The organism is Companilactobacillus nodensis DSM 19682 = JCM 14932 = NBRC 107160 (assembly GCF_000615905.1).
Classification (GTDB): domain Bacteria; phylum Bacillota; class Bacilli; order Lactobacillales; family Lactobacillaceae; genus Companilactobacillus; species Companilactobacillus nodensis.
This window is the reverse complement of the sequence record NZ_BAMN01000001.1, coordinates 128,564-155,120: the sequence shown is the minus strand read 5'-3', so window position 1 is coordinate 155,120 and position 26,557 is coordinate 128,564. Positions and strand designations below refer to the sequence as shown.

Sequence of the window (26,557 nt, the reverse complement as noted above, 5' to 3'; positions counted from 1 at the left end):
TGATTTAGTGTAGTAATCAACTTTCAAAGAAGTTATTCTTTCTACACAAGTGAGTATTATCTTTACTCACAGTATAATACTTTTTACGAGATGCGAGTGAAGCTATGTTAAAAGCTGAATGGAAATATATCCTCAAACACAGATTCTTATTAATAGTGTTAATCGTCATCATGTTCATACCATCAATATATTCGGTCACCTTCCTAAAATCAATGTGGAATCCATATCAGGAATTGAATAAAATTCCTGTTGCAGTGATCAATGAAGATGAACCAGTTAAATATCAAGACTCTGAATTAGAGGTTGGACACAATTTAACTAATAATCTTAAGAATTCATCTGCGATGAACTTCAAAATTATCAACAATAAGAAGACTGCTGATCAAGGTTTGAAGAATGGTAAGTATTACATGATAATTACTATCCCTAAGAATTTTTCCAAAAATGCCACGACCTTGATGAACAAAGAACCTAAGAAGATGATTCTAAAATACGAAACCAGTGCCGGTCACAATTACACTGCTTCAAAGATGACCGCCACAGCTGCCAAACAAGTTGCTCAAGAAGTATCTCAGCAGATAACCAAGAGTTATTCAAAAACTATGTTTACCGATATCAAGAAAATTGGTAATGGTATGAAAACAGCCGCCAATGGCAGTGCAAAAGTCGTCAAAGGTGACCAAAAGATTTCCACAGCCAATAAAACAATCACAAATGGATTGAATCAATTGGCTGCCAGTTCATTAACTTTTTCTGACGGTACTAATAGTTTGAATCAAGGTCTGAACGATTATATTCAAGGTGTCGACCAGCTTGAAAGTGGCAATAATGATTTGACCAGCGGTGTCGAGCAACTATCCAACAATTCGTCGAACCTCATCAATGGTGTTGGACAATTAGCAAATGGTTCATCTAATCTGAACACTGGTATAAAATCCTATACCAGCGGTGTCGACAATTTGAACTCGTCTACCAAGTCATTGAACTTCGGTTCTAGTTCATTGGCCAGTGGCAGTAATAAGTTGAGCAAGAGCTCCACCGCTCTCAATTCTGGTATGAATCAGATCTATTCAGCCAGTTCACAATTATCCACCCAACTACAAAGAGTCAGTGACGGGCTTAACAGTTCATCAGACACGGCCAAACTTAGTTCATCGATTTCTAATTTGAAATCCGCCTTGAGTAATAACAGTCAGTCAGACACATTACAGACTGACCTGGCTTCACTACAAAAAAGTATTGATAATAATAATGACGACCTCACAGTCAAGGTTTCTGATGTTGCCGATCAGCAAGGATTAACTTCTGAACAAAAATCAGCAATCTTGGCTGCTGTAAGTGACAATGATTCAGCAAGTATCACCCAGGCTGCTTCTACACTCAACAAAGATCTAAGTAACATGTTGGACTCACAAAACACTGCGGTCGACAATTTAAACACGATTCAATCACAGTTATCCACAAACTCAGACCTGACAACTATCATCGGACAGTTAAGTTCTGGTGCTACGGCATTAACGACCAATATTGGAACAGCAGCTACAGGAATGAATCAACTAAACAATGGTATTTCACAATTAACTGATAACTCAACGGCATTAGCCAACGGTGCCAACAAAGTTTCTGTCGGAACTGAACAATTAGCCGATAGCTCAAACACTCTGACTACCGGAGCAAATACGTTAACTAACGGAATTAGTTCGATGAATAGCCAAATGCCAGCTTTAACTAATGGTATCTCACAACTAGATACTGGTGCCAGTCAACTGAATTCAGGCTTCCACAAATTAACCGCAAATAATCAAACTCTAACTTCAGGATCAAAGCAATTATCAAGTGGAGCAACACAAATATCATCTGGTGCAAATACTCTAGCATCCGGTTCTTCACAAATGGGAACCGGAATTAGTCAAGTAACATCTGGTGATAATACACTAGCCACTCAATTAGCTAATGGTGCTAAAAAAGCCAAAGTAAACCCCAGCAAATTAACTTACGACCAAATTGTCCAGCCTGCTACAACTAAGCACACAGAACGTGATGATGCGCCAAACAACGGAACCGGCATGGCACCTTATATGTTGTCAGTTTCATTATTTGTTGGGGCTCTCGCCTTCAATATGATGTTTGATACCTACTCTCCAAGAAAGTATCCTCGTAACGGCTTCAACTGGTGGTTCAGCAAAGCTTCGGTTCAACTAGTCTTCGCAACATGTGAGGCTATTATCGTCTTCGGTCTATTGTGTGTTATCGATGGATTAGCACCCATTCATCCCGTCGCAACATTCGGTATGATCTTGTGTACGGCACTAGTCTTCATGGCAATAGTTGGTTGGCTGAATCTAGTCTTTGGCAAAGTCGGTGCCTTCTTCAGTATGATCTTGCTGGTACTTCAACTTGGTGGTTCAGCTGGAACATATCCGATTCAACTATCTAACGGCTTCTTCAATGCAATTCATCCCTGGTTACCTATGTCATACAGTGTTTCTGGATTACGTGAAACATTAATGATCGGCAATTCAGCTATATCACAAATGATAATTTTGTTGAGTATCACTACAGTCTTTTCAATCATGAGTATTCTCTTCTTCTTACGCCGCAGATCTCATATTAACAAGATCGACTTCACCAAAGAAGCAGCTGAGAATTCCCTTACGTAAATAAAAAATCCCACAAGTTTTGTGGGATTTTTAGTAATCACTTTCGATTGGCAGCAATCAAGCGGCCAATATTCTCAGATACTTGTTCAATATTTTTTTGTGAATTAGTGATTGCTTTGTCCAAGCTTTCAACACCGGGAACACAGGTAAAAATTGCATCGATTCCTAATGGATATAATTCAGAAATCCTATCGCCAATACTACCAGCAATGCCAATCACCATTGCATCGGGATTAACAGACTTCGTTGCCTGACTGACACCGATCGGTGTCTTACCAAACTTAGTCTGGAAGTCAATTTGACCTTCACCGGTCAAAACCACATCAGCATCTTTGACCTGTTCCTTCAATCCGGTGTAGTCCACGACAATGTCGACCCCTGATTGAAGTTTAGCATCAGTAAAAGCTAATAATCCTGTTCCTAATCCACCTGCAGCACCAGCTCCGGGAACTTGCTCCAAATCTTTATCTAAGTCACGTTTAATCACATCTGCATAATGTGACAATGACTTATCCAAGAACTTGACCATCTCTTCACTGGCACCTTTTTGTGGTCCAAAGACACGTGAAGCACCATTTTCACCAGTCAATGGATTAGTAACATCAGATGCTACGACGATTTTTACATCACTTAATTCAGGTAATATTCCACTGATGTCAATTCTATCCAGCTTCTCTAACATCGCACCGCCATATTTTAACTCTTCACCTTTTTCGTCCAGTAAGTGAGCACCCAAAGCTTGCGCCATACCAGCACCACCGTCATTTGTTGCCGATCCACCAATACCAATAATAATTGTCTTGACACCATGTTTAATTGCAGCCCTCATCAATTGTCCAGTACCATAAGTCGTTGTGATATAAGGATTCTTAGTGAAGTCATTGATGAACTGAATTCCCGATGCTTCGGCCATTTCAATAACCGCGACTTCACCATTATTGATCAATCCATAGTGAGCTTTAGTTGTGGCACCTAATGGATTAACGACTGTTTCAGTTAGAATTTCACCATCCTTGGCATCGACTAGCGATTGAACAGTTCCTTCACCACCATCAGCCATTGGAACTTTGACATATTCAGCATTTGGATAAACTTTTTCCAAACCATTCTGCATTGCCTGTGCTACTTGCTTTGCAGTCAATGAATTCTTGAATGAATCTGGAGCTAATACAAATTTCATTTTGGTAACTCCCCTTTATAACTTTTGAAACATATAATTATATGATAACTCAAAACAAAATCACCAAATCAACTGATTTTGATTTACACAACATAGGCCAAACTATTAAACTATATGTGAATTACCCGTTCTTTTGATTACAAATCATTAATCCGAATAGGAGACAATTATGAAACAAATAGAATTTAATGGCCGACCAACCTCCATCATTGGCATGGGAACTTGGCGTATAGGTGAAGCCGCCGAAAAAACTGATTCTGAAATTGAGACGATTCGCTATGGTCTCGATCACGATATCAATCTTATCGATACCGCCGAAATGTATGGCAACGGAGCTTCTGAATTACTTATCGGTGAAGCAACTAAGTGTTATGACCGCAGTAAGTTCCAGCTAGTTTCGAAGTTCTATCCCTACCATGCAACACCAGATTTGATCAAAAAAAGCCTGCAAGACAGTCTTCGCAGACTTCAAACAGACTATCTAGACATGTACCTACTGCATTGGCGTGGCGACACTCCACTTGAAGAAACCATTGCCGGTTTGGAAGCAGTAAAAAAAGCCGGCTACATCAAAGATTGGGGTGTCTCCAACTTTGATATTGACGACTTAAAAGAACTCGCTTCATTGCCTAATGGTGATAACTGTAAGGTCAACCAAAATCTCTACAATATTGAGAGCCGCGGTGTTGAATACAACGTCTTGCCTTGGCAAAAAGAACACAGTATTTCATTCATGGGTTACTCACCTTTCGGCTCCGACAAGAATGCGTACTTGCATCCCAAAGAAATAGTTGCGGAACTGGCTGAACAAAAACAAATTACTGTCTTCCAATTATTACTAGCTTGGGCTATCAGAAATAATAATCTCTTAAGCATTCCTAAGACTAGCTCGGTTGAACACTTGAAGAGCAACTTAAAGGCTGTCGACGTTGAATTCACCAGCGACGAACTCAACTTGCTTGACGAATATTACCCAGCTCCAACACATGCCGTACCACTAGATACAATCTAATCCTTAACAATTTTACTAACTACATAGCCGATTACCGCTCCAATCAAGGCCGGGACGATCCATCCCAGACCAAGATTTGAAAATGGTAAGAGGCTATTTATTTTGAGTAATGATGCAATTTGGAGATTCTTAGGCATATTCTCAATTCCAGCAAAAATGGCTGGAAACAGCGTGAACAATAACGTTACACCGTACAGAATTTTGGAGTGACCTAATATTGGTGAAAATACTGATAACAATATCAACACGATTGCGATTGGATAAATGAACATCAATACTGGCGTTGAATACTTAATAATATTTGTCAAACCAACATTTGACATAATACATGACAAGACAGTTGCAACGATGATCATTACTTGATAGTTAGCACGCGGGAACATCTCCACCATCGAATCACCGAAGGCCGAGATAGCACCGATAGCCGTTTTCAAACAGGCAATAATAACGATCACTGCTAATAGCAAACTACCAACTGAACCAAAGTAATAACTGAACACTTGAGCCAAAGTAACTCCACCGTTGTCGGCTAAGTCTAATTTACCAAGACTCATCGCACCGATCAGGGCTAACAAAGCATACAAGATTCCCATCAAAACAATACTGATAGTACCTGACTTAATTGTTTCTTTGGCAATTTGAGCCGGTTGTCTAACACCAAGTTCCTTGATCGAATCAATAACAACTACCCCAAAGGCCAGTGATGCTAAAGCATCCATCGTATTATAACCTTCAGTAAAACCAGACAACACAGGGCTATGGCTGTATGCTCCCTGTGGCATTGAAGAGATGCTTCCCATTGGCTTAACAAATGCCGTCACGATCAATATTCCTAATAGGATCAAGAAAATTGGTGTCAGCCACTTACCAACATAAGTCATCAACTTACTAGGTCTTCTAGCAAACCACCAAGATACAGCGAAGAAAATAATTGAGAAGATTGCTAAAACAACTTTCTGATTCTCTACCGGTGTAAATAGTGCTAAGCCCATTTGAAATGATGATGTTGCCAATCTAGGCGTTGCGAAGAATGGTCCAATCGTCAAATACAATAGCATTGTAAATACATAAGCAAACGGACGATTAACTTTTTCTGATAACTCAAACACACTGTTAGAACGAGTAAGTCCCATTCCAGCAACTCCCAATAACGGTAATCCAATCCCAGTTATTAAGAATCCAATAATTGCTGGAAAGACATTTTGTCCCGCTTGTTGCCCCATAAAAACTGGAAAAATTAAATTCCCGGCTCCAAAGAACAGTCCAAACAACATGGATCCAATGAATAGCGAATTTCGCCATGATAACTTATTATCCATAAAACTTTCACCTCATAATGAGTTTAAAAACTCAACCTAAATATAATAACAAAATTTCCACACAATTATTCACAGAAGTTGTAAGATTTAGATAATTTATTATGAGAGCCGGTGCTTGATCATGAATAATGTTGGTACGATTCCACTTGAAACTAAACGTCTTATGTTGCGAAGATTAAATCTCAATGATGCACAACAAATGTATGATAATTGGGCCAGTGACTCAGAGATCACCAAGTACTTATCTTGGCCAGCTTACGACTCAATCGAACAGGCACGTGCCTTTCTTGACTATCGCACCGACTCATACCGCGATCCATGTACATATGACTGGGGTATCGTCGTCAAAGAGACAAAGCAATTAATCGGAACTATCTCCGCTGTCGACTTCTCTGGTAAAGTAAGTTCAGTGGAGATCGGTTACGTCATCGGAAGAAACTGGTGGCACGAAGGTTACATGACTGAAGCATTGAAGAAAATAATTAGTTTTTTCTTTACTAACACCGATGTCAATCGAATCGAAGCCTGTCATGATTGTGACAATCCTAATTCTGGTCGCGTTATGCACAAGTGCGGTATGAGTTTTGAAGGAATATTACGTAGCCGCGGATATAATAACAACGGTATTTGTGATGAAGCAGTGTACTCTATTTTAAGAACTGAATATGAATAAAAAAAGTTTCCTCAAAAGAGGAAACTTTTTTAAACGCGTTTACAAGAAACAATCTCTATAATTTAGAAGTCAACTTAACGTCTGGATATTTATTAGCAAACCAATTCTCAGCAAATCTGTTTTCAAACAAGAACAATGGTTGGTCATCTGTATCCTTCACTAACATATTTCTAGTTGAGGACATTGCTGGATCCAATTGTTCTGGATCGATCCAACGAGCTGTTCTTGAGCCGATCGGATTCATTTCAACATCACAGTTATATTCATTTTTCATACGGAATTGGAATACTTCGAACTGCAATTGACCAACAGCACCAAGGATATAATCGTTAGTCGTATAAGTTCTATACAATTGAACAGCACCTTCTTGAACAAGCTGTTGCATACCCTTGTGGAAAGACTTCTGTTTCATAACATTCTTAGCTTGAACTTGCATGAACATTTCAGGTGTAAACTGTGGCAAGTCTTCGAATTGAACTGCCTTCTTACCAGAATAAATCGTATCACCAATTTGGAAATTACCAGTATCGTACAGACCAACGATATCACCCGCAACGGCAGTCTTAACTTGTTCCCTTTGATCAGACATGAATTCAGTCGCGTTATTCAAACGCATGACCTTGCCCGTTCTTTGTAAGGTAACATCCATCCCCTTATCGAACTCACCTGAACAAATTCTAACGAAAGCAATTCTATCACGGTGATTAGGATTCATATTAGCTTGAATCTTGAAGACAAAGGCAGAGAATTCAGGATCATCTGGCTTAACGATTTCGTCACTATTTTGAATTTTGTGTTCAGCAGGAGCTGGTGCCATATCAAGGAAAGCATCCAAGAATGTTTGTACACCGAAGTTTGTCAAAGCTGATCCGAAGAAGACAGGCGTCTGATTACCAGCTTGGACTTTATCGATATCAAAAGTATTACCAGCTTCTTTGATCAAATCAACTTCACCAACAGCTTGGTCATATACTCCTTCACCCTCTAAGTCATTGCCAGCAGGCAACTTACCATTTTCATCCAATGGCAAATACTTATCGTCACCATCCTTACGATATAACTCAACACGATTGTTTGAAATATCATAAAGACCTTTTAGTTCCTTACCCATACCGATAGGCCAATTCATTGCACAACCTTCAATATTAAGTAGATCTTCTAATTCAGCGATAAGGTCTAGTGGATCACGACCATCACGATCCAACTTATTCATAAATGTAAAAATAGGGATACCACGTTTTTTAACAACTTTGAACAGCTTCTTTGTTTGTGGCTCAATACCTTTGGCTGAGTCAATTACCATGACTGCAGCATCAACTGCCATCAATGTACGGTAAGTATCTTCAGAGAAGTCCTCATGTCCTGGTGTATCCAGGATATTAACATCTTTATCACGATAATGGAATTGCATAACCGAACTAGTTACAGAGATCCCACGTTTCTTTTCGATCTCCATCCAGTCACTAGTTGCGAACTGTCCTGACTTCTTAGCTTTAACAGTACCAGCAGAACGAATAACTCCACCAAAGTAAAGCATCTGTTCTGTAATGGTTGTTTTACCAGCATCCGGGTGAGAGATGATGGCGAATGTACGACGCTTGTTTACTTCATTTTCTAATTGTTTTTGATCCATATTAACTCCTATATTCTTATATTAACTTAAACATTGAAAAAGAAGGCAACAAACTAAGCGCCTTCTGTTCCACTTTCTTTTCTAAAAGTATTTGCCATAACTTGTTTTGTCTTCTTATCAGGCAAGGTTACGATAACTTTTTCAATTCTCGAACCATTCATTTCACCAGATGTGACAACAACACCGTCTTCCAAGGTGAATGACTTAGGATGATTTTCATCCGGAATCTCACCAATGTTGGCAATCAAGTAACCGGCAATCGTATCAACATCTTCTGCTTCTAATTCTTCATTGAACAAGTCGTTGAAATCTTCTAATGAATACTTACCAATAACTGAATACTTGTTGGCACTGATCCGCTTATAGTTAGTAGTGATCTCATCATATTCATCATCGATTTCACCGACGATTTCTTCAATAATATCTTCAATCGTTGCTAGACCAACGATACCACCGTACTCATCGACTACCATCGTAATCTGTGTCTGAGTACTGCGCATTTTGACTAAGACCGAATCAATATTAGTTGTTTCTTGAACAAAGAGTGGTTCAGTCATAATATCCTTCAAAGAAATATTATCAAAACCAGATTCACGAGCTTTTTTGAGCAAGTTCTTAATGTGAACAATCCCAATGATCGTATCCTTGTCACCACCATAAACAGGAATTCTTGAATATGGTTGATTCAAGATTGCATCAATATTCTCATCTAATGGATCATTGATATCGATCATAAAAGTATCGATTCTTGGAACCATGATCTCACGAATTGTCGTGTCACCGAAGCGAATTATCCCTTGTAACATCTGATACTCATCAGAATTAATAGTTCCACTTTGACGGGACTTTTGAATCGTAGCCATCATTTCATTACGTGTTACCTTGTCATCTTTTTTGCTAAAATCAATCGGCGTTATCTTCATTAATAAATCTATCGATACTGTCAATAACCAAACAAACGGCTTCAGCAACTTACCAAAAATTGAAACTACCGGTTCAGTTGCACTCGCAACTTTGTATGGACTATGTAACGCTATACGCTTGGGATAAAGCTCTCCCAGCACTAATGTGAAGTAAGATAAGATCACCGTTATTATAACGATGGATAGCTCACGACTACCTGGGAACTTACCCATTACTCCTTCTAAAATAGAGCTCAAACTTGTAGCAGCACTAGCTGATGAAAGGAACCCAGCTAAGGTTATCGCTACTTGAATCGTTGATAAAAAATTATTTGGGTGATTAATCGCCTGTAAAATCTTAACAGCTCGACGGTTACCATCCTTTGCCTTTTCCTCCACGGAAGTTTTATTAACAGAAACAATCGCCATTTCGCCTGCGGCAAAAAAAGCATTAAGGAACGTAAGCACGACTATTAAAATCAGCTGTCCAGTCAGCGTCGCTCCGGTAGGGTCATCACTCATTAAACTTTTCACTCTCTTTCATTTGTAAAATTAAATAGACAAAAACATTATAGCAGGTGTTATTGTTTTCAACAATATAGGTTTTTCATGATAGAATATAAGTTAATTGTATATATGGGAGTTTTCAAAAATGTCTAACAAAAAAATTGCAATTATTTATCTATTATTCTTCATCATTCCTTACATCGTTTGCTTACTAGTTGTGGGGATATCATACAACGCACTTGTCCTACATGCATTGACTTGGCGCGTTGTCATGGGTGGAATCGTTGGCGCATTCGGTATGTTTGCGGTCAAGGTCATTGCACAGAGACCAGTCTTGATCATGTATCGCAGTACCACTAGGAAGTTCCTCAAGGGTTTGATCAACTTTTTTGTACTTGAAAGAAGTAAATGGGTCATCGGATTTAATTTGATCGTCGACTTTTTCCTATCGATTGGAAGTATTTATTTAGTAGCCAATGTCTTTACCATTTCACAGATAATTGGTAAGACTCTTGGCTGGCTAGTCTTGATACTAATGGTTTCTTTGACCTTAGCATCATACTTAGAATTCGAGTCACTCTCGATCTACACTGAGAAAAAGAAGAAATAATTCTTGACTTATCTATAAATTAATAATAATCTTGAGACAACTTAATTGAAGGAGGTATTTGACATGATGAAATTCAACAGTGAAAAACAAATGCAAGCATGTTGTTGTGTAGTAATTAAAAATTACTATACTTTTTCGACATGTCTAATACCACTCAATTGATGAACACGTAGTGAAAACTATAAATTTCAGGAGAGTCGACATTAGTCGGCTCTCCTTTTTTTATGCCCACTACCAGAAAGGAGCCAGTCGTGGAACATACTAGAATCGGAATTTTGAATTTAATGAAAAACAAAATTGAGACTAATCATAACTTTGAACATGTTTTAAGAAATGATGAAGTGGAATTAACCTTTTATTATTCAGCTACTCGATACAACGATAGAGTTCTTGACCCAGAGATTACTTCAACAATGAAACCACTCGATTTAACTGCAATCAAACAATTCGATGGTTTTATCATAACCGGAAGTCCAGTTGAACAACTCGCTTTTGAACAAGTTACCTACAATCAAGAGATCAACGAACTGTTGGACAAACTAGATGAACTGAATATCCCACAGCTCTATGTCTGTTGGGGCGCCATGGCTGCCCTTAATCACTTCTACCAAATCAGAAAGAATATTTTACCACACAAAACTTTTGGAGTTTATCAAAACAATATTATTGGTGAATCTTATTTCCTCAGGGATATTGAAAATGAATTCCCCGCACCACATGCTCGTTACGCCGAAATGAACCACCAAGATATCGACATGAGTAATGAACTAGAGACCAAGGCTATCAGCGAGAACGGTTTACTTACATTAGTAGAATCAACTACCAAACCACAACTATTTATCTTCTCACATCTTGAATATCCACAGAGTGGATTAGATGACGAATATCAACGTGAAGTTAACAGTGGCAAAGTTCCTGAAGCTTCCCTGCCAATAATTATTATTCACCGATCGACAATCATCCAATGTTCACTTGGCAAGAGACACAGACACAATTCTTCAATAATTGGTTGAATTGCGTTACCGAAACCAAATTAATTAAATCTTAGGAGAAAAAATTATGACAAAAATTGCTGACAACGTAACAGAATTAATTGGAAACACACCTATCGTTAAACTAAACAACGTCGTACCAGAAGACGCTGCTGACGTATATGTCAAACTTGAATTCTTCAATCCCGGCAGTTCCATCAAGGATAGAATTGCTTTGGCCATGATTGAAGATGCTGAAAAATCCCGCAAGATAAAACCCGGAGATACAATCGTTGAACCCACATCCGGTAATACTGGTATCGGGCTTTCGTTAGTTGCATCAGCTAAAGGATATCATCTGATCATCATGATGCCCGACACGATGAGTGTTGAACGTCGTAAATTGATGCAAGGTTACGGCACAGAATTAGTTCTTACACCAGGTAGTGAAGGCATGGGTGGTGCCATCAAACGTGCACAAGACCTAGCGGACGAAAAGGGCTACTTCCTACCTATGCAATTCAAGAATCCCGCTAACCCTGCCATCCACGAACAAACAACTGGCAAAGAAATTGTCGATGCTTTTGGAGATGACAAAGTCGACGCCTTTGTTGCTGGCGTCGGTACTGGCGGTACTCTTTCTGGTGTCAGCCATGCGTTGACTAAGGCATATCCCGACGTTCAAGTTTTTGCACTAGAAGCCGCTGAATCTCCATTATTAAAGGAAGGAAAAACTGGTCCACATAAAATTCAAGGTATCAGTGCTGGTATGATTCCTGACACATTGGATCAAAATTCTTATTCAGACATTGTTGAAGTAAGTAGTGACAACGCCATTAAAACAGCTCAAGAAGTTAGTCACAAAGAAGGCTTCCTACCTGGCATTTCATCTGGTGCCAACATCTATGGTGCTATTCAAATTGCTAAGAAACTTGGCAAAGGTAAGAAAGTGGTTACAGTTGCTCCAGACAACGGAGAACGATATCTATCAACTGATTTATTTAATTTTTAAAAGTCAAATCTTTTCAAACGACAACCAAGTTATGAGAGAATAGAAAATGATAATTTTATATGGGGAGAGTTTTTAATATGAAGAAAAGAATTATTTTACTTTTGTCTACAATCGCTGCATTGGTACTTATCCTAACTGGATGCTCAAGTAACAACGACCAAGCAACTACTAAAACAAAGGGTACATTGACAATTGGACTTGAGGGCACATATGCACCCTATTCATACCGTGAAGATGGCAAGCTAAAGGGATTTGAGGTTGACCTTGGCAAAGATATTGCCAAAGAAATGGGTATGAAAGCTAAATTTGTTCCTACTAAGTGGGATTCACTTATCGCTGGTTTGAACTCAAATACATTCGACGTTGTTATCAATAACGTTGCTATGAACAAATCACGTGAGAAACAATATCTTTTCTCAACACCTTATATCTACTCAAGATCAGCTTTGATCATGAAACAAGATAACACTGATATCAAAAACATCACTGATATTAAAGGTAAGAAAGTTGCTGCCGGAACTGGTACAGATAATTACAACAAGGCTGAAAAGTACGGTGCCGACATCGTTCCATCAGCTGACTTCCAAACATCAATGTCAATGATCGATCAAGGACGTGTTGAAGCTGCTGTTAACTCAAAGGAAGCCTTCTTAACATGGAAGAAAGATCACAAGAACACTGACCTTAAGTACCAAGTTATTTCATCTAAGTATATCGAAGCATCTAAGATTGCTCCTATTTACAATAAGAAATCAACTGCACTTCGTGACGACGTCAACAAAGCTATGAAGAAGCTTTACAAAGACGGAACTATGAAGAAGTTATCAATCAAGTACTTCGGTGAGGATATTACTAAAAAATAATTATTTTTAATTAATAGATTTTTGAGATGGGGTTTTCGTTTCATGTGGCACATAATTGTTTCATCACTGCCGGAAATGGTTGGAGCTATGCTTCAATTCACTATTCCACTAGCCATTATTTCGTTCATCTTCGGACTTATCTTGGCTGTTCTAACAGCACTGATCAAGTTCATTGAACCTAGTGAGAACAAAGCACTACGTTATCCCTGGTTAGTATTACGAGCTATCGCCAACTTCTATGTTTGGTTATTCCGTTCTACTCCATTGCTAGTTCAATTATTCATTATTTTCTTCGGACTACCTAGTGTTGGGATTCAACTACCAGCTTTCATAGCTGCTGTGATTGGGTTCTCACTCAATACTGGTGCATACGCATCTGAAACCATTCGTTCAGCGCTACTATCTGTACCGCAGGATCAATGGGATGCAGCTTATACTTTGAACTTTACTACTCGTCAAACACTGATGAAAATTGTTCTTCCACAAGCTGTCAGAATTGCCTTACCACCACTATCCAATTCATTTATTGGCTTGGTTAAGGATACTTCACTGGCCAGTTCAATCACTATCTTGGAAATGTTCCAAGTCAGTCAACAGATTACGGCTAAGAACTACCAACCACTATTGATGTACACGCTGGCTGCCGTACTTTATGCGATCGTCTGCTCACTTCTAAGTTGGTTACAACACTACTTAGAACGTCGTACATCCAAATACGTTAAGGGAGGTCAGAACTAATGATTTCAGCAAAACATATCAATAAGCAATACGAAGGCAAAACTGTTTTGGATGATATCTCAGTTGACTTCCCCGATGGTAAGACAACCGTTATCTTAGGACCTTCAGGTTCCGGTAAATCAACATTGTTACGTTCCCTAGATATGTTGGTCCGTCCCGAAAGTGGAACTGTCAGTTTCCCTGATCTCGAGATCGACTACAGTAAGCCTATTTCCAAAAAAGACAGTTTCAATCTAAGACGTAAGACTAGTATGGTTTTTCAAAACTGGAATTTATTCCCTAACCTAACTGTTTTGGATAATATCACGACTGCACCGATAACAGTTTTGAAACGTTCAAAATCCGATACTGAATTACTAACCAAACAACTATTAAAGGAAGTTGGTCTTGAAGGACTTGAAGATCGTTATCCTAGTCAACTTTCCGGTGGACAACAACAACGTATTTCAATCTGCCGAGCACTAGCAATGCATCCCGAATACATACTGTTAGATGAACAACAAGTGCGCTGGACCCAGAACTTGAGACACAAGTCTTGCGTATCCTTGAAAAATTATGTGAACAAGGTCAGTCGATGGTCATCGTGACACATAATATGGAATTCGCCAGACTTGTTTCTGATAAGATTGTCTTCATCGAAGACGGTAAGAAGTTATACGATGGTGCTACGAAGGATTTCTTCTGCCACCCAACACAACGTATTGAGGACTTCTTGTCAGGTATTTCACTTAATGAAGAAAAAGACAGTATCAAATAACTAACTACCACATACGAAAAACCCGAAAAAATAAGCTAAGACTATTTAAAGTCTTAGCTTATTTTTATTTATCTGACAATCCATTAATGGTGTGACAATTCCTTATATCTCTGCATCCAAAGATCAACATAGGCTTGAGAAAATGGTCCCTTACCCTTATCGATCCAATCTATCAGAACATCGACATTGCGATGTAAAATCGTATCTATTTCTGGTGGATAATTCCAGTACTTACTATGTGCGGCATACTCGTCCACATCTAATAAGCGCTTCTCTCCATCAGGAAAGACCTTTACATCCAAATCATAATCAATATATTTAATGGCCTCTTTGTCTAAAGCAAACGGTGTCGCTAGATTGCAGTAATATGAAACCCCGCTCTCTCGTATCATGGTAATAATATTGAACCAGTAATGTTTATGAAAATAAACCAGTGCTGGCTCTCTAGTTACCCAACGACGTCCGTCTGACTCAGTAACAAGAGTGTTCTCATTACAGCCGATTATCTCGTTCTCACTTGTCTTTAACACCATTGTTTCACGCCAAGTACGATGTAAATGACCATCATGCTTATAACTCTGGATTGCCACGTAATCTCCTTCTTTAGGTATCTGCATAAATTACCCGGCTTTCCACTTCTTGTTCACGAAAGATTATAACAGAGCTGTGAAACAATTAAAAGATATTACGCACTAAAAAGCACCTGCCAAGTGAATGACAGGTGCTTGAGTTATTACATTTTTGATAGTTCTTTTAAGGCTGCAAGTACTTCTGGGTTTGAGAATACTTTATCTTCACTACGTTTAATAATTTCTTTTCTCTCTTCTTCAGTACGTTCATTTACCTTAATATCCGCTTTAACATTAATTGTAAATTTATCATTTCTTAACATAAATTCTCGCCTCCATTTTGTCTAATAATACACTGAAATCAATTTTATTCAACTTTTGAATTTCCAAGTTTTTCTAACATGTCCCACTCTTCATTATTAATATTCAATTTAATGTTTTTCAAAATATAATTCCTGATAAATTTAATTGCTGAATCATCACTTTCAGAATATTGTGCAATCCTTTGAGACATATCAATCAACTCTTTTTTTAATCCATTCTTATATTGAAAATCATATCCGTTAGAATGCAGAAAAACTAATGTAGACAACATTGCCGTACGCTTATTTCCATTTTTAAAAGCTTGAAACTTAGCAATTTTATGCCATAAATATGCTGCTTTAGTTGCAATTGTTGGTAACTGATCTGAACCAAAACTTATTGAATCTTTCACCATATCCAATGTATACCTTACATGATTCAAATCTGAGACACCCTCAACACCGTACGTTCCCTTTTCAACAAATATTTCTTGTGCCCTACTATTGAGATTAATAACTTCATCAACATCCAAATATATCAGATTAGTAAGTCCGTACAAATATTTTTCTCTGACAATCGATTTCTCAACATCATCTACAATATTTAGCGAATAATAATTAATTGTCCCATTGTTTTTGATATCATCAATTATATCAATACCAGTAAATGGGATATTCTTATTTTTCATCTGATATGTTTTGATAATAAGTTTTAAAAACTCTTCCAGTTGCTACTCACCTTCATAAGAATTCAAAGCCAGTCCCGAAAATCTTTTCCCTTGAAATTCCATAATCTCAAACTCACCCGTTTTCTTTTCACTGGGTAATAATTGGTCCTTGAACTTCATATTCTTTTTCATGGATTCTCCCATAGGCATAATATTACCGTCATAAGTTAAACAGTAATATTATTTTATCAAACGTATGTTTGCATAGAAAGAAACAAATTCGAATATAAGAAGTTCGTTGAATCATCTATTAACACAATAATATATTTTAGAAACCGTACTAGAATTCACACTCTAATCTTCGTTACTCAAAGCCCTTTTGATTGCATCATAGCGGTATCCCTTGGTCATCAAATAATTTATCAACTTAGATGGATTGTCATAACGATGTTGAACCTTATTGATCATCGCAACTAGATTCTCTTGTTCAGTATCGTCATCACGTTCTAAGTCCAAATCATCAATTGCCTGACTAACTATATCACCGCTATATCCCTTTTGATACAAACTTTGCTTAAGCTTAGTCATCATCTGCTGAAAGGACTTGTGACGTTGCTTTCTAACTTGTTTACTAGCAAACTCAGTTGCATTTTCCAATAATCTATCTTCATCGACCTCTGCTAACTTATCCTCAATAATATTTGCGGGAACACCTTTTTGAACCATCTTTTGTTGAATGATTCTCGGACCGTTAGCGGTCGTATTCAATTGCGTATTAATAAAACTTGTAGCGTAGGCTTCATCGTCTAAATAATTCAGTTTTGCCAATCGTTCCATTACCGAATAAATAACCGGTGAACCATATTCTTTCTTATATAAATAATCTCGCATTTCTTTTTCAGTTCTTAATTGGTAACTCAAATAATTTACGGCATCACCGTATGCTTTGTTGATATTTTCTCGTGACTGAATCTCTTTGATCTGTTTATCATCAAGCTCAACACCATTCATCAATCGGAAATCTACTAGTGTCGTCTCTCCAACTGGAAAAGCATATTCTCCGTCAAGATAAACATTGTAGCGTCCTTTTCTCTTTTGAGCTTGTATTTTTGTGACTTTTGCCAATATCATTACCTCACATGTTATACTCTAGAGTAGTTTACCGTACATTTAAAAAAAGGAAAAATCATATGGATAACAATATAACTGAAGAACTAGCAGTGGGCGACCGTTTCCCACTTACAATCAAACGAATCGGAATTAATGGTGAAGGAATTGGTTTCTTCAAACACGTCATTGTCTTCGTACCAAAGGCTGTCCCTGAAGATGTCATCGTTTGTGAAATTACTGAAGTCCACCCTAAATTCCTCAATGGTAAAATTCACAAAATCAGAACTGAAAGTCCTTATCGTAATCCTGAAACACCTGAACTTGCCAGTAAAGTCGGTGGTTTGGAATTCGCACATATCAAGTATGAGGATCAATTGAAGTTTAAAGCAGACATCCTTCGTGAATCAATCGAAAAATACCGTCCTTATGCCTATGAACATTACAATATCAGACCAACTGTCGCATCTCCTCAACAAGAAAAATATCGTAATAAGGCACAGTTCCCTATTCAAGAAATTGATGGAAAAATCCTTTGCGGACTATACAAAGACGGAACACAGACACTCGTTGACCTTGAAGAAATGCCTACACAAATGGATCTAACTATGGAAGCTATGCGTAAAATCGTTGTTCTCATCAAGGAACTTGGTATTCCAGTTTATAATCCCGAAGCCAAATCAGGAATCTTACGTATGATCGTAATTCGTCAATCTGTTGAATTCAACAAACTACAAGTTACCTTCATTACTCGTACAAAGAAGTTCCTAAAGGAACATCAACTAACTGAAAAGATCAAAGAACAAATTCCAGAAGTTAGTTCTATTTCTCAAAACATCAATACTGATGACAAGGGCAGCGTCTGGGGTGACGAAACACGTTTGGTCTGGGGTGACGAATATCTTCAAGAAGATATCAACGGCTATGTTTTCAACCTTTCACCACGTGCATTCTTACAACTAAACTCACTTCAAACAGACAAGCTATATGACATTGCTGAAAAAGCTCTAAACCCTGAAGAACGTGACGTTCTACTCGATGCTTACTGCGGTGTTGGTACGATCGGTATCACTCTTGCCAAAAAAGTTAGTCATGTCTACGGAATTGAAATCATTCCTGAAGCTATCGCTGATGCCAAGAAGAATGCTGAATTAAACGATATCGACAACGCCGATTATTACGTTGGCTCCGTTGACCAAGTTTATCCCGAACTATTAACCGACAATGTTAAACCTAACGCCGTTATCGTTGATCCTCCACGTACTGGACTAGATGGCAAACTAATTGACACTCTATTGCGTCATCGCCCTGAGAAGCTAGTATATATCTCATGTAACCCATCTACCTTGGCTAAGGATTTAACACGTTTGACTAATAAATATCGTGTTGATTACCTACAACCAGTTGATATGTTTCCACAGACTCCTCACGTTGAAACAGTTGTTAAATTAAGTAGAAGATAAAAACATGGCATCCACAATCGTGGGTGCTTTTTTGCTATTAAGTATATCTAATGATAAGCATAATTCTTTATTTAATATAAATATCTTGATAAACTTAAAAAGTACGCACGGAACAAATGTGCATTCGATCCACCCAACCCCACTTGAAGAAAGCGAGGAATTAGATGGACCAAAAAGCTTATAGAACCGAACTAGATGTACTACAAAAACAAAATAAGATTCACAGTTTTGATCAAGGATTGGACTATATTGAGGCAAATAAACGTCTCGAAGAATTCGGACCAAACAAATTGGAAACAGTCAAAACACCAAGGTGGAAAATGTTTCTGCATCAATTCAACAACATGGTGATCTATGTCTTGATTTTTGCAGCAGTCATCACATTAATACTTGGACATTATTCTGACTCGATCATCATTGGATTAGTAGTACTCATTAATTCACTGATTGGTTATTTCCAAGAAGCCAGTGCTTCTAACGCGCTCGAACGCATCAAGGACATGCTATCGATCAATGCTAAGGTTCACCGCGATGGCATTCGAAAAGAAATCCCCGCCGAAGAACTCGTTGCTGGCGATACAGTTTTCTTAGAGGCTGGAGATAACGTTCCAGCTGATCTACGAATTATCAATTCAGATAATTTGAGAATTCAAGAATCATCCCTAACTGGTGAAACTAATTCAGTTTCTAAAAACTCTAAATTGATTACCAAAGATTCCGCATTAGCCGATCAAACTAACATGGCCTTCGCCTCTACTTCAGTAACCAAAGGTAGCGGAACTGGATTAGTAGTTGCGACAGCTGAAAATACTGAGATCGGCAAAATTTCCACTGAAGTTGGTGCTGTTAAAGCACGTAAAACTCCACTAATGCAAGTTATCGACAAACTTGGTGCCGGGGTTTCATACTTCATCGTTCTGGCAGCAATTGCAACTTTTATTATCGGTTGGTACTTCGGTGCTTATTCGCTCTCTGTTCTATCAATGGCCGTGGTATCAATGGTTGTTGGAACAATTCCAGAAGGATTGCCTGCAACAACTTCGGTTATTCTTGCCAAGGGTGTTAATGACATGGCAAAAAATCAAAATACCATCATCAAGACTTTGCCAGCTGTAGAAACACTTGGCTCGGTCGATGTTATTGCGACTGACAAAACAGGAACACTGACAAAGAACGAAATGACCGTTACCGACATTGTTATCGATGATCAAAACTATCAGGTGACTGGAACTGGTTATGATCCGATAGGAGAAATTACGCAAAATAATCAGAAAGTAACTATTTCTGACAAAATGAAACTATTCTTAGAATCTGGATTTCAGGCCAATGACACTCACCTAATCAACGAAGCCGGCCAGTGGGACATCACTGGTGAACCGACTGATGGAGCTTTCTTATCGCTATATCATAAAGTTTACAATCATGGCGAAGAATCAGATTATGAAAAAATCGATATTCTACCATTCGATTCTGACTTCAGATATATCGCCCGACTAGTCAAAAAAAACAACAAACATTATCTATTCGTCAAGGGTTCACCTGACAAGTTGTTTAACATGGCTCAAAAATTAGACTTAAATTTCGACGATACAACTTGGTCACAACGTGTTCACGATTTCTCAGAACATGGAAAACGTGTTATCGCAGTCGGTTATAAGGAAGTTTCAACAGACATCACTAAGATAACACACGACCTCATCAACAACGGACTGAACTTCTTAGGGCTTGCGGCCATTATTGACCCGCCCCGCGAAGAAGTTATTGTGGCGTTAAAAGAAATTCGCTCCGCTGGTGTTGAAGTTAAGATGATTACTGGTGATAGTCCTGTAACAGCAACTGCTATTGGTGGAAAATTAGGATTAGCTGACAAAATCAATGCCATCACTGGACCAGAGTGGGATCAATTGTCCGACAATGAACGTATTGTAGCAGCTGACAAAAATCAAGTTTTCGCTCGAACAACTCCTAGTAACAAAATCGAAATTATCGAAGCACTTCAAGCAAATAACAAGGTTACCGCTATGACTGGTGACGGAGTTAATGATGCCCCAGCATTAAAGCAAGCTGACATTGGTGTGGCAATGGGAATCAAAGGAACTGATGTTGCCAAGGATTCCGCCGATATGGTGCTAACTGATGATAACTTTGCGACAATCTCCAAAGCCATCAGAGAAGGACGCAGAATCTTCGATAACATCAAAAAAAGTATCCTGTATCTTCTACCCATCTCCTTCTCAGAAGGACTAATAATCGCTTATGCCATTCTGACTAAGAGTGATATTCCACTGCATCCGACGCAGCTACTCTGGATCAATATGGTTTCAGCAATTACGATTCAATTTGCGCTGACTTTTGAACCAGCCGAAGAAGGTATCATGAATCGTAAGCCTCGAAAGACTGGCAGTAAGTTAATGACTAAACACAATATTTTCCAAGTTGCTTACATTTCAGTTCTCATGGCAGTGATAAGCTTGACCATCGATGCCTTTTTACGAGGTAATGGTGTCAGTGCCATAATCTCTAGTACTACTATGGTCAACGTTTTGATTGTTGGTAAAATATTCTATCTATTCAACATTCGTTCCAGAAAACCAGCACTATCAAGGGACTTCTTCTCAAATCCAAAAGCCTTCTACTTCGTTGGCCTAATGATGGTGCTGCAACTGATATTGACCTACGTTCATTCATGCAAAACATTTTCTACACTGGATCAATTGGCATGATGGAATGGGGCTTGGCTATTCTAGGTGGTGTTATTATCTTAGCTATTGCTGAAATAGACAAGTATATTCGTAACTTCAAATTCAATAGATCTGAAAAGTTATTGTTTGAAGAGTAACAAAAAAACCTCTCGAAAAATTTTGAGAGGCTTTTTTGTATCTACATATTCAATTCATAAGCAACACGACGGTCGTCTTCTTTAGGACCAACGTAAATAATTCCACGATACTTGAATCCAAGTTTTTCCGAAACATGTTGCATTCCTTTGTTCATTTCATGTGTATCGATTCGGAAATTTCTAAATCCTAGACCATAACCAATCGTAAACATATTGGACATCAAGAAGTCACTCAAGTGCTTACCACGATAACCATCACCAATTGCAACACGGTGCAATGTCGCATATTTGTCAGTTGTGTTATTCCAACTACCGTCTTGGATCACTTCATAATGTGGATCATCTGTCTGCATCAAACAAGTATAACCAACCAAGTCACCATTGACCATTAGGACATAACCACGACCAACTCGTAAGTCCTCCTCAAGTACGGCACGACTAGGTTCACCATCTTGCCATTGTGGACTGCCAGTTCCCTTGATAAGACTCTTAGCATCATTAATAACTTTGATGATCTGTTCCAAATCATCACTCTGAGCTTTTCTTACAAAAACATTAAACATTTAATTCACTCCCTAAACATAAAACTCGATGTTTCTAATAATAATCTAACTTGAAGCAATGTCAATTATAGATTAATTTGACAAAGGCTAATATTAAATTCATGATTATTAACGTCACGTTTTTGACAATTATAAGGAAGTGTCTATTTAATGAATAAAAACGCTAAAGTATCACTCGCTATTGTAACCTTCGGAAGTTTCTTCGGAATATTAAGTTCAACTTTGATGAGCACTGCGCTGCCATCAATCATGAAAACATTCTCGATCACTACTTCCATGGGACAATGGCTGACTAATGGTTATATTCTGGTAAATGCTATTATGATTCCTACCAGTGCCTTCTTGTTGAAGAAATTTTCATTCAAAAATCTTTATTTATTTTTCTCAATCATCTTTTTGTTGGGAACAATTTTTGGTGCCTTATCACACGAGTACATCTTCCTAATAACTGGCCGGATGATTCAAGCCATCGGTGCTGGTGTCATGATGCCACTAGTCAATGTCATGGCGATGAATTCTGCGGATCGACACAATCAGGGTAAAATCATGGGAATAATTGGATTAGCTTTTAACTTTGCTCCAGTAATTGGACCAACGCTTTCAGGATTCATCCTATCAGTTTTATCATGGCGCTACTTATTCATCTTAGTTATCCCGTTCACCGCGATAGACATTATTCTATCTATTACTTTTCTCCAAAGTAATCACCAAGAGACTAAATTAAAATTCAATACTAAAGGTTTGATTCTATCCAGCTTGGGCTTGTTGTTCCTATTATACGGATTATCCAATATTGGAACGGCTAACTTTATTACCTTTAATATTGGCGGTTCTTCATTGATTGGTCTCGTAATTCTAATTTTATTCGTTCTAACGCAGCGAAATGATGAATCCCCATTCATTAATCTGAGCATCTTTAATTACAAGCAATATAATGTTGCCGTAATCATAAATATGATTCTAATGGTGACAATGTACAGCAACGCTATCATTATTCCGATCCTAGTTCAGAACGTCATGCACTACAGTGCCTTGCAATCAGGATTAGTGGTCATGCCAGGTGCCATGTTCACCGCCATTATGTCACCAATAAGTGGCCGATTGTATGATAGATTCGGTGTCAAACGCTTAGTAATATCTGGATTGATCATAGATTGTATCGGTACCGGACTGCAGTCATTCACCACCTTATCCACATCGATCCTAGTTGTCACATTGGGACAAACCATCAGACAAATGGGACTGTGCCAGGTTTTGATCCCTATTCAAACCCAAGCTTTAGCTTCTATTCCTCACGAAATACTTCCTGACGGTGTTGCGACCTATAACACTTTACGTCAGGTTGCGGCATCTTTTGGTACAGCGCTGTTGGTTGGTATAATCAGCATGTCGACTCGTGCTAATCCTAGTAATTATTTAAATAGTGAATTGATTGGTATTAAGATAGGTTTCGTCGTTTCATTAGGTATGATAATTGTTTGTTTGATAATGACGCGTTGGTTGGTTTCTCGCACTTCTACAAATTAACCTATATATTGCCGCCTCCGCTTCCGAGATATTGTACCAGTCGTGGGGACCGGTTCGAGCCACGGTCTCGAGCCTCTACTTTTAGCTTTGCAAAGAGCGCAAATCTAAAAGCTAGTCCTATGGCGTTCCGCCACCTTTCACGGCTGGTACAATATCTCTCCATCTACGGCTAAATCGCATTTTAGCTAAAATCAAATGGCAGTAATACATGCCGGAGATTGAAAATAACGGAACCAGCTGTGATAGTGGTGTTGGAACGGCGTTTTCCCGTTCTTACAGCACAGGATGCTTTTTGAAATCTGCGATTCATGCAGAGTTCAAAATCAAGACCTCAGACCGCTCTTCGGCTGAGGTCGGTCCCACAGCAGGTGGAGTTATTTTAAATCGTAGGCAAAAAAATAGGAGCATCCACAAAAATGGACGCTCCTTTTAAATACACTATTTAATTGTTTGCCAATCTTCTTGCCAGATAATTCCCATTGTCTTCTCACCAGTATGAACACTGATTGCAGGTCCAAGCGAACTTTGAGTAACTCGAATCTGAGGAAACTTCTCCCCTAGTTCCTTAGTCCAAGCATCTGACAATTCTTGATTATTAGCATCAATCACAGTGGCATGGACTTTGTAATCTACACTATCAAGTGTCTCTTGAATCTTTTCACACATTAGTCTGAAGACACGCTTCATCGTACGTTCCTTACCAATAGCGATGATCTTACCCTCTTCATCAAAGGTAAGCATGGGCTTGATGTTCAACAAGTTACCAATAACAGCTGAACGATTGCTCAAACGACCAGTACGCATTAAGTGCTTCAGATTATCGACTGCAAAGCGAACTTCCATCGTCTCGCGCAGCTTCAATAATTTCGGCATGATTTCTTCAGGTTCTTGGCCTTCTTTAACTAACTTCCCAGCTAGTAAAACCAAATTAGCTTCACCGGCACTTGCTACCAATGAATCGAATGGAAAGGTTTTTGCCTTGTCATAATCCTTACAAAACATTCGTAAATTATCCATAAAAGAAGTTATTCCGCTAGATAAATGAATCGAAATAATCTTGTCATAACCTTTTGAAACCAAGTCATCATAGGCTTCCTCAATTTGACCCATGGAAACTTGAGATGTAGTTGGTAATTCTTCTTCAGTATTTAGATAGTCATAGAACTTATCTAAGCCTAGTTCTTCTGTTTCTTTATATTGCTTATTTCCCAAAATAACTGTAATTGGTAACACTCTAATATTGAATTCTTCAATCTGTTCGGGTGTTAAATATGAAGCCGTATCCGTCACAATTGCCGTTGGCATAACTCGTCCTCTTTTTTCATTAAAAGTATATGAAAGTATTGTTTAAAGCATAACATAATTGTCATATATTTCTATTATGAAATGGCTTGTTCTATCACTAACAATTTTTGTTTACTAGTTGTTTACTAGATACATCTTGCTCACACTACCGAAAGAGGTTATTATTAATTAGTAAACATTTACTAAATATGGAGAAAAATTATGAAGACAAATACCCTTTTATCAGATTTTAAGAACATATTTAATAGCAATGCTGAGCGATTATTCTTCTCGCCTGGACGAATCAATTTGATCGGTGAACACACCGACTATAACGGTGGCAATGTTTTCCCATGTGCCATCAGTTTGGGAACTTACGCTGCTTATGGAACACGCGATGATGACGTGATCCAACTTTATTCAGCCAACTTTCCCGACAGTGGAATCATCAGTTTTACAACAACTGATCTAGAATATAACAAGGCTGATGACTGGGCCAATTACCCACGTGGAATCATGTATTATTTAGTAAAACATGGCTACATTTTTGACCATGGATTCAATTTGTTTATCCACGGAAACTTACCTGATGGTACTGGCCTATCTTCTTCAGCATCAATTGAATTATTAATGGGAACAATTCTGAACACCGCATTCGATCTCGGAGTCGATCAATTGGATTTAGTCAAAATCGGCCAAGAGGACGAAAATAACTATATCGGTGTTAACTCAGGAATCATGGATCAATTTGCTGTCGGTATGGGTAAAAAAGATCAAGCTATTTTACTCGATACTAATACGATGGACTATCAATATGCACCAGTCGAATTAGGCGACCACGTTATCGTGATTATGAATACTAATAAACGTCGTGAGTTAGCCGATTCCAAATACAATGAACGTCGTAGCGAATGCGAACAAGCCCTCGAACGATTACAAGCCGACCTATCTATTAAGTCACTGGGAGATTTGACGATTGATGAATTTGATCAGAATTCATATTTGATCAATGACGATACGTTGATTCGTCGTGCTCGCCATGCTGTCTTCGAAAATCAACGTACGCTTCGTGCAATCGACAAATTAAAACAAAATGACCTAGTCAGCTTCGGCAAACTAGTCAATGCCTCACACGTTTCACTTCACTACGACTATGAAGTTACTGGTCAAGAACTCGATACACTCGTTGAGACAGCTTGGCAACAACCTGGTGTCTTAGGCGCTCGTATGACTGGTGCCGGCTTCGGCGGCTGTGCGATTGCCATCGTCGAAAAAGATCAAGTGGAAAACTTCAAAGAAAATGTCGGTGAAACTTATAAACAAATCATCGGTTATGACGCTGACTTCTACATCGCAGAAATATCCGATGGACCAACAGAATTAAAGGTGGAAAAATAA

At 38.4% G+C, this 26,557-nt stretch carries 22 protein-coding genes and 2 pseudogenes; 13 read left to right on the top strand and 11 right to left on the bottom strand.

The genetic code is table 11. The features are described from left to right. Positions 1–104 precede the first annotated feature (104 nt). Positions 105–2,660, top strand: coding sequence for a YhgE/Pip domain-containing protein (locus tag JCM14932_RS00690; RefSeq protein WP_025023154.1), 2,556 nt, complete (start codon positions 105–107; stop codon positions 2,658–2,660). 37 nt (positions 2,661–2,697) lie between these two features. Here the strand turns inward: JCM14932_RS00690 and JCM14932_RS00685 are convergent, their stop codons facing one another. After that, a complete protein-coding gene (locus JCM14932_RS00685) occupies positions 2,698–3,840 on the bottom strand; it encodes a glycerate kinase family protein (RefSeq protein WP_025023153.1) in 1,143 nt (380 codons plus the stop codon). 169 nt (positions 3,841–4,009) lie between these two features. On the opposite strand from JCM14932_RS00685, the gene JCM14932_RS00680 reads away from it, so the two are divergent. Beyond that, positions 4,010–4,852: an aldo/keto reductase gene (locus JCM14932_RS00680; protein ID WP_025023152.1), complete on the top strand. Its 843-nt coding sequence runs from the start codon at positions 4,010–4,012 to the stop codon at positions 4,850–4,852. On the opposite strand, the gene brnQ is transcribed toward JCM14932_RS00680, so the two are convergent. Then, positions 4,849–6,171: a branched-chain amino acid transport system II carrier protein gene (gene brnQ / locus JCM14932_RS00675; RefSeq protein WP_025023151.1), complete on the bottom strand. Its 1,323-nt coding sequence runs from the start codon at positions 6,169–6,171 to the stop codon at positions 4,849–4,851. The two genes, JCM14932_RS00680 and brnQ, sit on opposite strands and share 4 nt — an antisense overlap. A gap of 121 nt (positions 6,172–6,292) precedes the next feature. Between brnQ and JCM14932_RS00670 the strand changes: the two genes are divergently transcribed. Further along, on the top strand, positions 6,293–6,844 hold the full coding sequence (locus JCM14932_RS00670; RefSeq protein ID WP_025023150.1) for a GNAT family N-acetyltransferase: 552 nt from the start codon (positions 6,293–6,295) through the stop codon (positions 6,842–6,844). A 55-nt stretch (positions 6,845–6,899) separates the two neighbouring features. Here the strand turns inward: JCM14932_RS00670 and JCM14932_RS00665 are convergent, their stop codons facing one another. Both JCM14932_RS00665 and JCM14932_RS00660 read right to left on the bottom strand, forming a co-directional pair. Beyond that, on the bottom strand, positions 6,900–8,477 hold the full coding sequence (locus JCM14932_RS00665; protein WP_025023149.1) for a peptide chain release factor 3: 1,578 nt from the start codon (positions 8,475–8,477) through the stop codon (positions 6,900–6,902). A gap of 53 nt (positions 8,478–8,530) precedes the next feature. After that, a complete protein-coding gene (locus tag JCM14932_RS00660; RefSeq protein WP_025023148.1) occupies positions 8,531–9,901 on the bottom strand; it encodes a hemolysin family protein in 1,371 nt (456 codons plus the stop codon). A gap of 130 nt (positions 9,902–10,031) precedes the next feature. Between JCM14932_RS00660 and JCM14932_RS00655 the strand changes: the two genes are divergently transcribed. The 6 genes and pseudogenes from JCM14932_RS00655 to JCM14932_RS14050 all read left to right on the top strand — a co-directional run bounded on the left by JCM14932_RS00655 (position 10,032) and on the right by JCM14932_RS14050 (position 14,837). Next, positions 10,032–10,496, top strand: a complete 465-nt coding sequence (locus JCM14932_RS00655) for a hypothetical protein (protein WP_025023147.1) — start codon at positions 10,032–10,034, stop codon at positions 10,494–10,496. Positions 10,497–10,747: 251 nt separating this feature from the next. Next, positions 10,748–11,509, top strand: a complete 762-nt coding sequence (locus tag JCM14932_RS14055) for a homoserine O-acetyltransferase/O-succinyltransferase family protein (RefSeq protein ID WP_235700483.1) — start codon at positions 10,748–10,750, stop codon at positions 11,507–11,509. 46 nt (positions 11,510–11,555) lie between these two features. After that, positions 11,556–12,479, top strand: a complete 924-nt coding sequence (gene cysK / locus JCM14932_RS00645; RefSeq protein WP_025023146.1) for a cysteine synthase A — start codon at positions 11,556–11,558, stop codon at positions 12,477–12,479. A 77-nt stretch (positions 12,480–12,556) separates the two neighbouring features. Continuing rightward, on the top strand, positions 12,557–13,342 hold the full coding sequence (locus tag JCM14932_RS00640; protein ID WP_025023145.1) for a transporter substrate-binding domain-containing protein: 786 nt from the start codon (positions 12,557–12,559) through the stop codon (positions 13,340–13,342). Between the two features lie 42 nt (positions 13,343–13,384). Further along, a complete protein-coding gene (locus tag JCM14932_RS00635; RefSeq protein ID WP_025023144.1) occupies positions 13,385–14,080 on the top strand; it encodes an amino acid ABC transporter permease in 696 nt (231 codons plus the stop codon). Beyond that, positions 14,080–14,837 (top strand): annotated as a pseudogene (locus tag JCM14932_RS14050) (amino acid ABC transporter ATP-binding protein). The gene JCM14932_RS00635 and the pseudogene JCM14932_RS14050 overlap by 1 nt, the downstream one beginning before the upstream one ends. Before the next feature lie 83 nt (positions 14,838–14,920). Here the strand turns inward: JCM14932_RS14050 and ntdP are convergent. The 5 genes from ntdP to recX all read right to left on the bottom strand — a co-directional run bounded on the left by ntdP (position 14,921) and on the right by recX (position 17,501). After that, positions 14,921–15,454: a nucleoside tri-diphosphate phosphatase gene (gene ntdP / locus JCM14932_RS00625; protein ID WP_025023143.1), complete on the bottom strand. Its 534-nt coding sequence runs from the start codon at positions 15,452–15,454 to the stop codon at positions 14,921–14,923. Positions 15,455–15,570: 116 nt separating this feature from the next. Further along, positions 15,571–15,729, bottom strand: coding sequence for a hypothetical protein (locus tag JCM14932_RS16445; RefSeq protein ID WP_155832047.1), 159 nt, complete (start codon positions 15,727–15,729; stop codon positions 15,571–15,573). Positions 15,730–15,773: 44 nt separating this feature from the next. After that, complete coding sequence (locus JCM14932_RS15800; protein ID WP_025023142.1) at positions 15,774–16,397, bottom strand: type II toxin-antitoxin system death-on-curing family toxin; 624 nt, start codon at positions 16,395–16,397, stop codon at positions 15,774–15,776. A gap of 42 nt (positions 16,398–16,439) precedes the next feature. Beyond that, positions 16,440–16,568, bottom strand: a complete 129-nt coding sequence (locus tag JCM14932_RS17350) for a hypothetical protein (protein ID WP_268870352.1) — start codon at positions 16,566–16,568, stop codon at positions 16,440–16,442. Positions 16,569–16,730: 162 nt separating this feature from the next. Then, positions 16,731–17,501, bottom strand: coding sequence for a recombination regulator RecX (gene recX / locus JCM14932_RS00605; protein WP_025023141.1), 771 nt, complete (start codon positions 17,499–17,501; stop codon positions 16,731–16,733). Between the two features lie 65 nt (positions 17,502–17,566). Between recX and rlmD the strand changes: the two genes are divergently transcribed. Beyond that, a complete protein-coding gene (rlmD, locus tag JCM14932_RS00600) occupies positions 17,567–18,946 on the top strand; it encodes a 23S rRNA (uracil(1939)-C(5))-methyltransferase RlmD (RefSeq protein WP_025023140.1) in 1,380 nt (459 codons plus the stop codon). Between the two features lie 164 nt (positions 18,947–19,110). Then, a pseudogene (locus JCM14932_RS14040) lies at positions 19,111–21,785 on the top strand (HAD-IC family P-type ATPase). A 41-nt stretch (positions 21,786–21,826) separates the two neighbouring features. On the opposite strand, the gene JCM14932_RS00590 reads toward JCM14932_RS14040, so the two are convergent. Further along, the gene (locus JCM14932_RS00590) at positions 21,827–22,348 is read right to left on the bottom strand and encodes a GNAT family N-acetyltransferase (RefSeq protein ID WP_025023139.1); all 522 of its coding nucleotides are present in this window, start codon (positions 22,346–22,348) and stop codon (positions 21,827–21,829) included. A gap of 150 nt (positions 22,349–22,498) precedes the next feature. Here JCM14932_RS00590 and JCM14932_RS00585 point away from each other — a divergent pair, with 150 nt between their 5' ends. After that, positions 22,499–23,875, top strand: coding sequence for an MDR family MFS transporter (locus JCM14932_RS00585; RefSeq protein ID WP_025023138.1), 1,377 nt, complete (start codon positions 22,499–22,501; stop codon positions 23,873–23,875). 438 nt (positions 23,876–24,313) lie between these two features. Here the strand turns inward: JCM14932_RS00585 and JCM14932_RS00580 are convergent, their stop codons facing one another. Then, positions 24,314–25,180, bottom strand: a complete 867-nt coding sequence (locus tag JCM14932_RS00580; RefSeq protein WP_025023137.1) for a DegV family protein — start codon at positions 25,178–25,180, stop codon at positions 24,314–24,316. 201 nt (positions 25,181–25,381) lie between these two features. Between JCM14932_RS00580 and JCM14932_RS00575 the strand changes: the two genes are divergently transcribed. After that, a complete protein-coding gene (locus tag JCM14932_RS00575; RefSeq protein WP_025023136.1) occupies positions 25,382–26,557 on the top strand; it encodes a galactokinase in 1,176 nt (391 codons plus the stop codon).

Excerpts from the sequence above, each read along its gene's own strand:
- JCM14932_RS00690 (WP_025023154.1), top strand. The coding sequence starts at position 105 with ATGTTAAAAGCTGAATGGAAATATATCCTCAAACACAGATTCTTATTA.
- JCM14932_RS00685 (WP_025023153.1), bottom strand. The coding sequence starts at position 3,840 with ATGAAATTTGTATTAGCTCCAGATTCATTCAAGAATTCATTGACTGCA.
- JCM14932_RS00680 (WP_025023152.1), top strand. The coding sequence starts at position 4,010 with ATGAAACAAATAGAATTTAATGGCCGACCAACCTCCATCATTGGCATG.
- brnQ (WP_025023151.1), bottom strand. The coding sequence starts at position 6,171 with ATGGATAATAAGTTATCATGGCGAAATTCGCTATTCATTGGATCCATG.
- JCM14932_RS00670 (WP_025023150.1), top strand. The coding sequence starts at position 6,293 with ATGAATAATGTTGGTACGATTCCACTTGAAACTAAACGTCTTATGTTG.
- JCM14932_RS00665 (WP_025023149.1), bottom strand. The coding sequence starts at position 8,477 with ATGGATCAAAAACAATTAGAAAATGAAGTAAACAAGCGTCGTACATTC.
- JCM14932_RS00660 (WP_025023148.1), bottom strand. The coding sequence starts at position 9,901 with ATGAGTGATGACCCTACCGGAGCGACGCTGACTGGACAGCTGATTTTA.
- JCM14932_RS00655 (WP_025023147.1), top strand. The coding sequence starts at position 10,032 with ATGTCTAACAAAAAAATTGCAATTATTTATCTATTATTCTTCATCATT.
- cysK (WP_025023146.1), top strand. The coding sequence starts at position 11,556 with ATGACAAAAATTGCTGACAACGTAACAGAATTAATTGGAAACACACCT.
- JCM14932_RS00640 (WP_025023145.1), top strand. The coding sequence starts at position 12,557 with ATGAAGAAAAGAATTATTTTACTTTTGTCTACAATCGCTGCATTGGTA.
- JCM14932_RS00635 (WP_025023144.1), top strand. The coding sequence starts at position 13,385 with ATGTGGCACATAATTGTTTCATCACTGCCGGAAATGGTTGGAGCTATG.
- ntdP (WP_025023143.1), bottom strand. The coding sequence starts at position 15,454 with ATGCAGATACCTAAAGAAGGAGATTACGTGGCAATCCAGAGTTATAAG.
- JCM14932_RS16445 (WP_155832047.1), bottom strand. The coding sequence starts at position 15,729 with ATGTTAAGAAATGATAAATTTACAATTAATGTTAAAGCGGATATTAAG.
- JCM14932_RS15800 (WP_025023142.1), bottom strand. The coding sequence starts at position 16,397 with ATGAAAAATAAGAATATCCCATTTACTGGTATTGATATAATTGATGAT.
- JCM14932_RS17350 (WP_268870352.1), bottom strand. The coding sequence starts at position 16,568 with ATGAAAAAGAATATGAAGTTCAAGGACCAATTATTACCCAGTGAAAAG.
- rlmD (WP_025023140.1), top strand. The coding sequence starts at position 17,567 with ATGGATAACAATATAACTGAAGAACTAGCAGTGGGCGACCGTTTCCCA.
- JCM14932_RS00590 (WP_025023139.1), bottom strand. The coding sequence starts at position 22,348 with ATGTTTAATGTTTTTGTAAGAAAAGCTCAGAGTGATGATTTGGAACAG.
- JCM14932_RS00585 (WP_025023138.1), top strand. The coding sequence starts at position 22,499 with ATGAATAAAAACGCTAAAGTATCACTCGCTATTGTAACCTTCGGAAGT.
- JCM14932_RS00580 (WP_025023137.1), bottom strand. The coding sequence starts at position 25,180 with ATGCCAACGGCAATTGTGACGGATACGGCTTCATATTTAACACCCGAA.
- JCM14932_RS00575 (WP_025023136.1), top strand. The coding sequence starts at position 25,382 with ATGAAGACAAATACCCTTTTATCAGATTTTAAGAACATATTTAATAGC.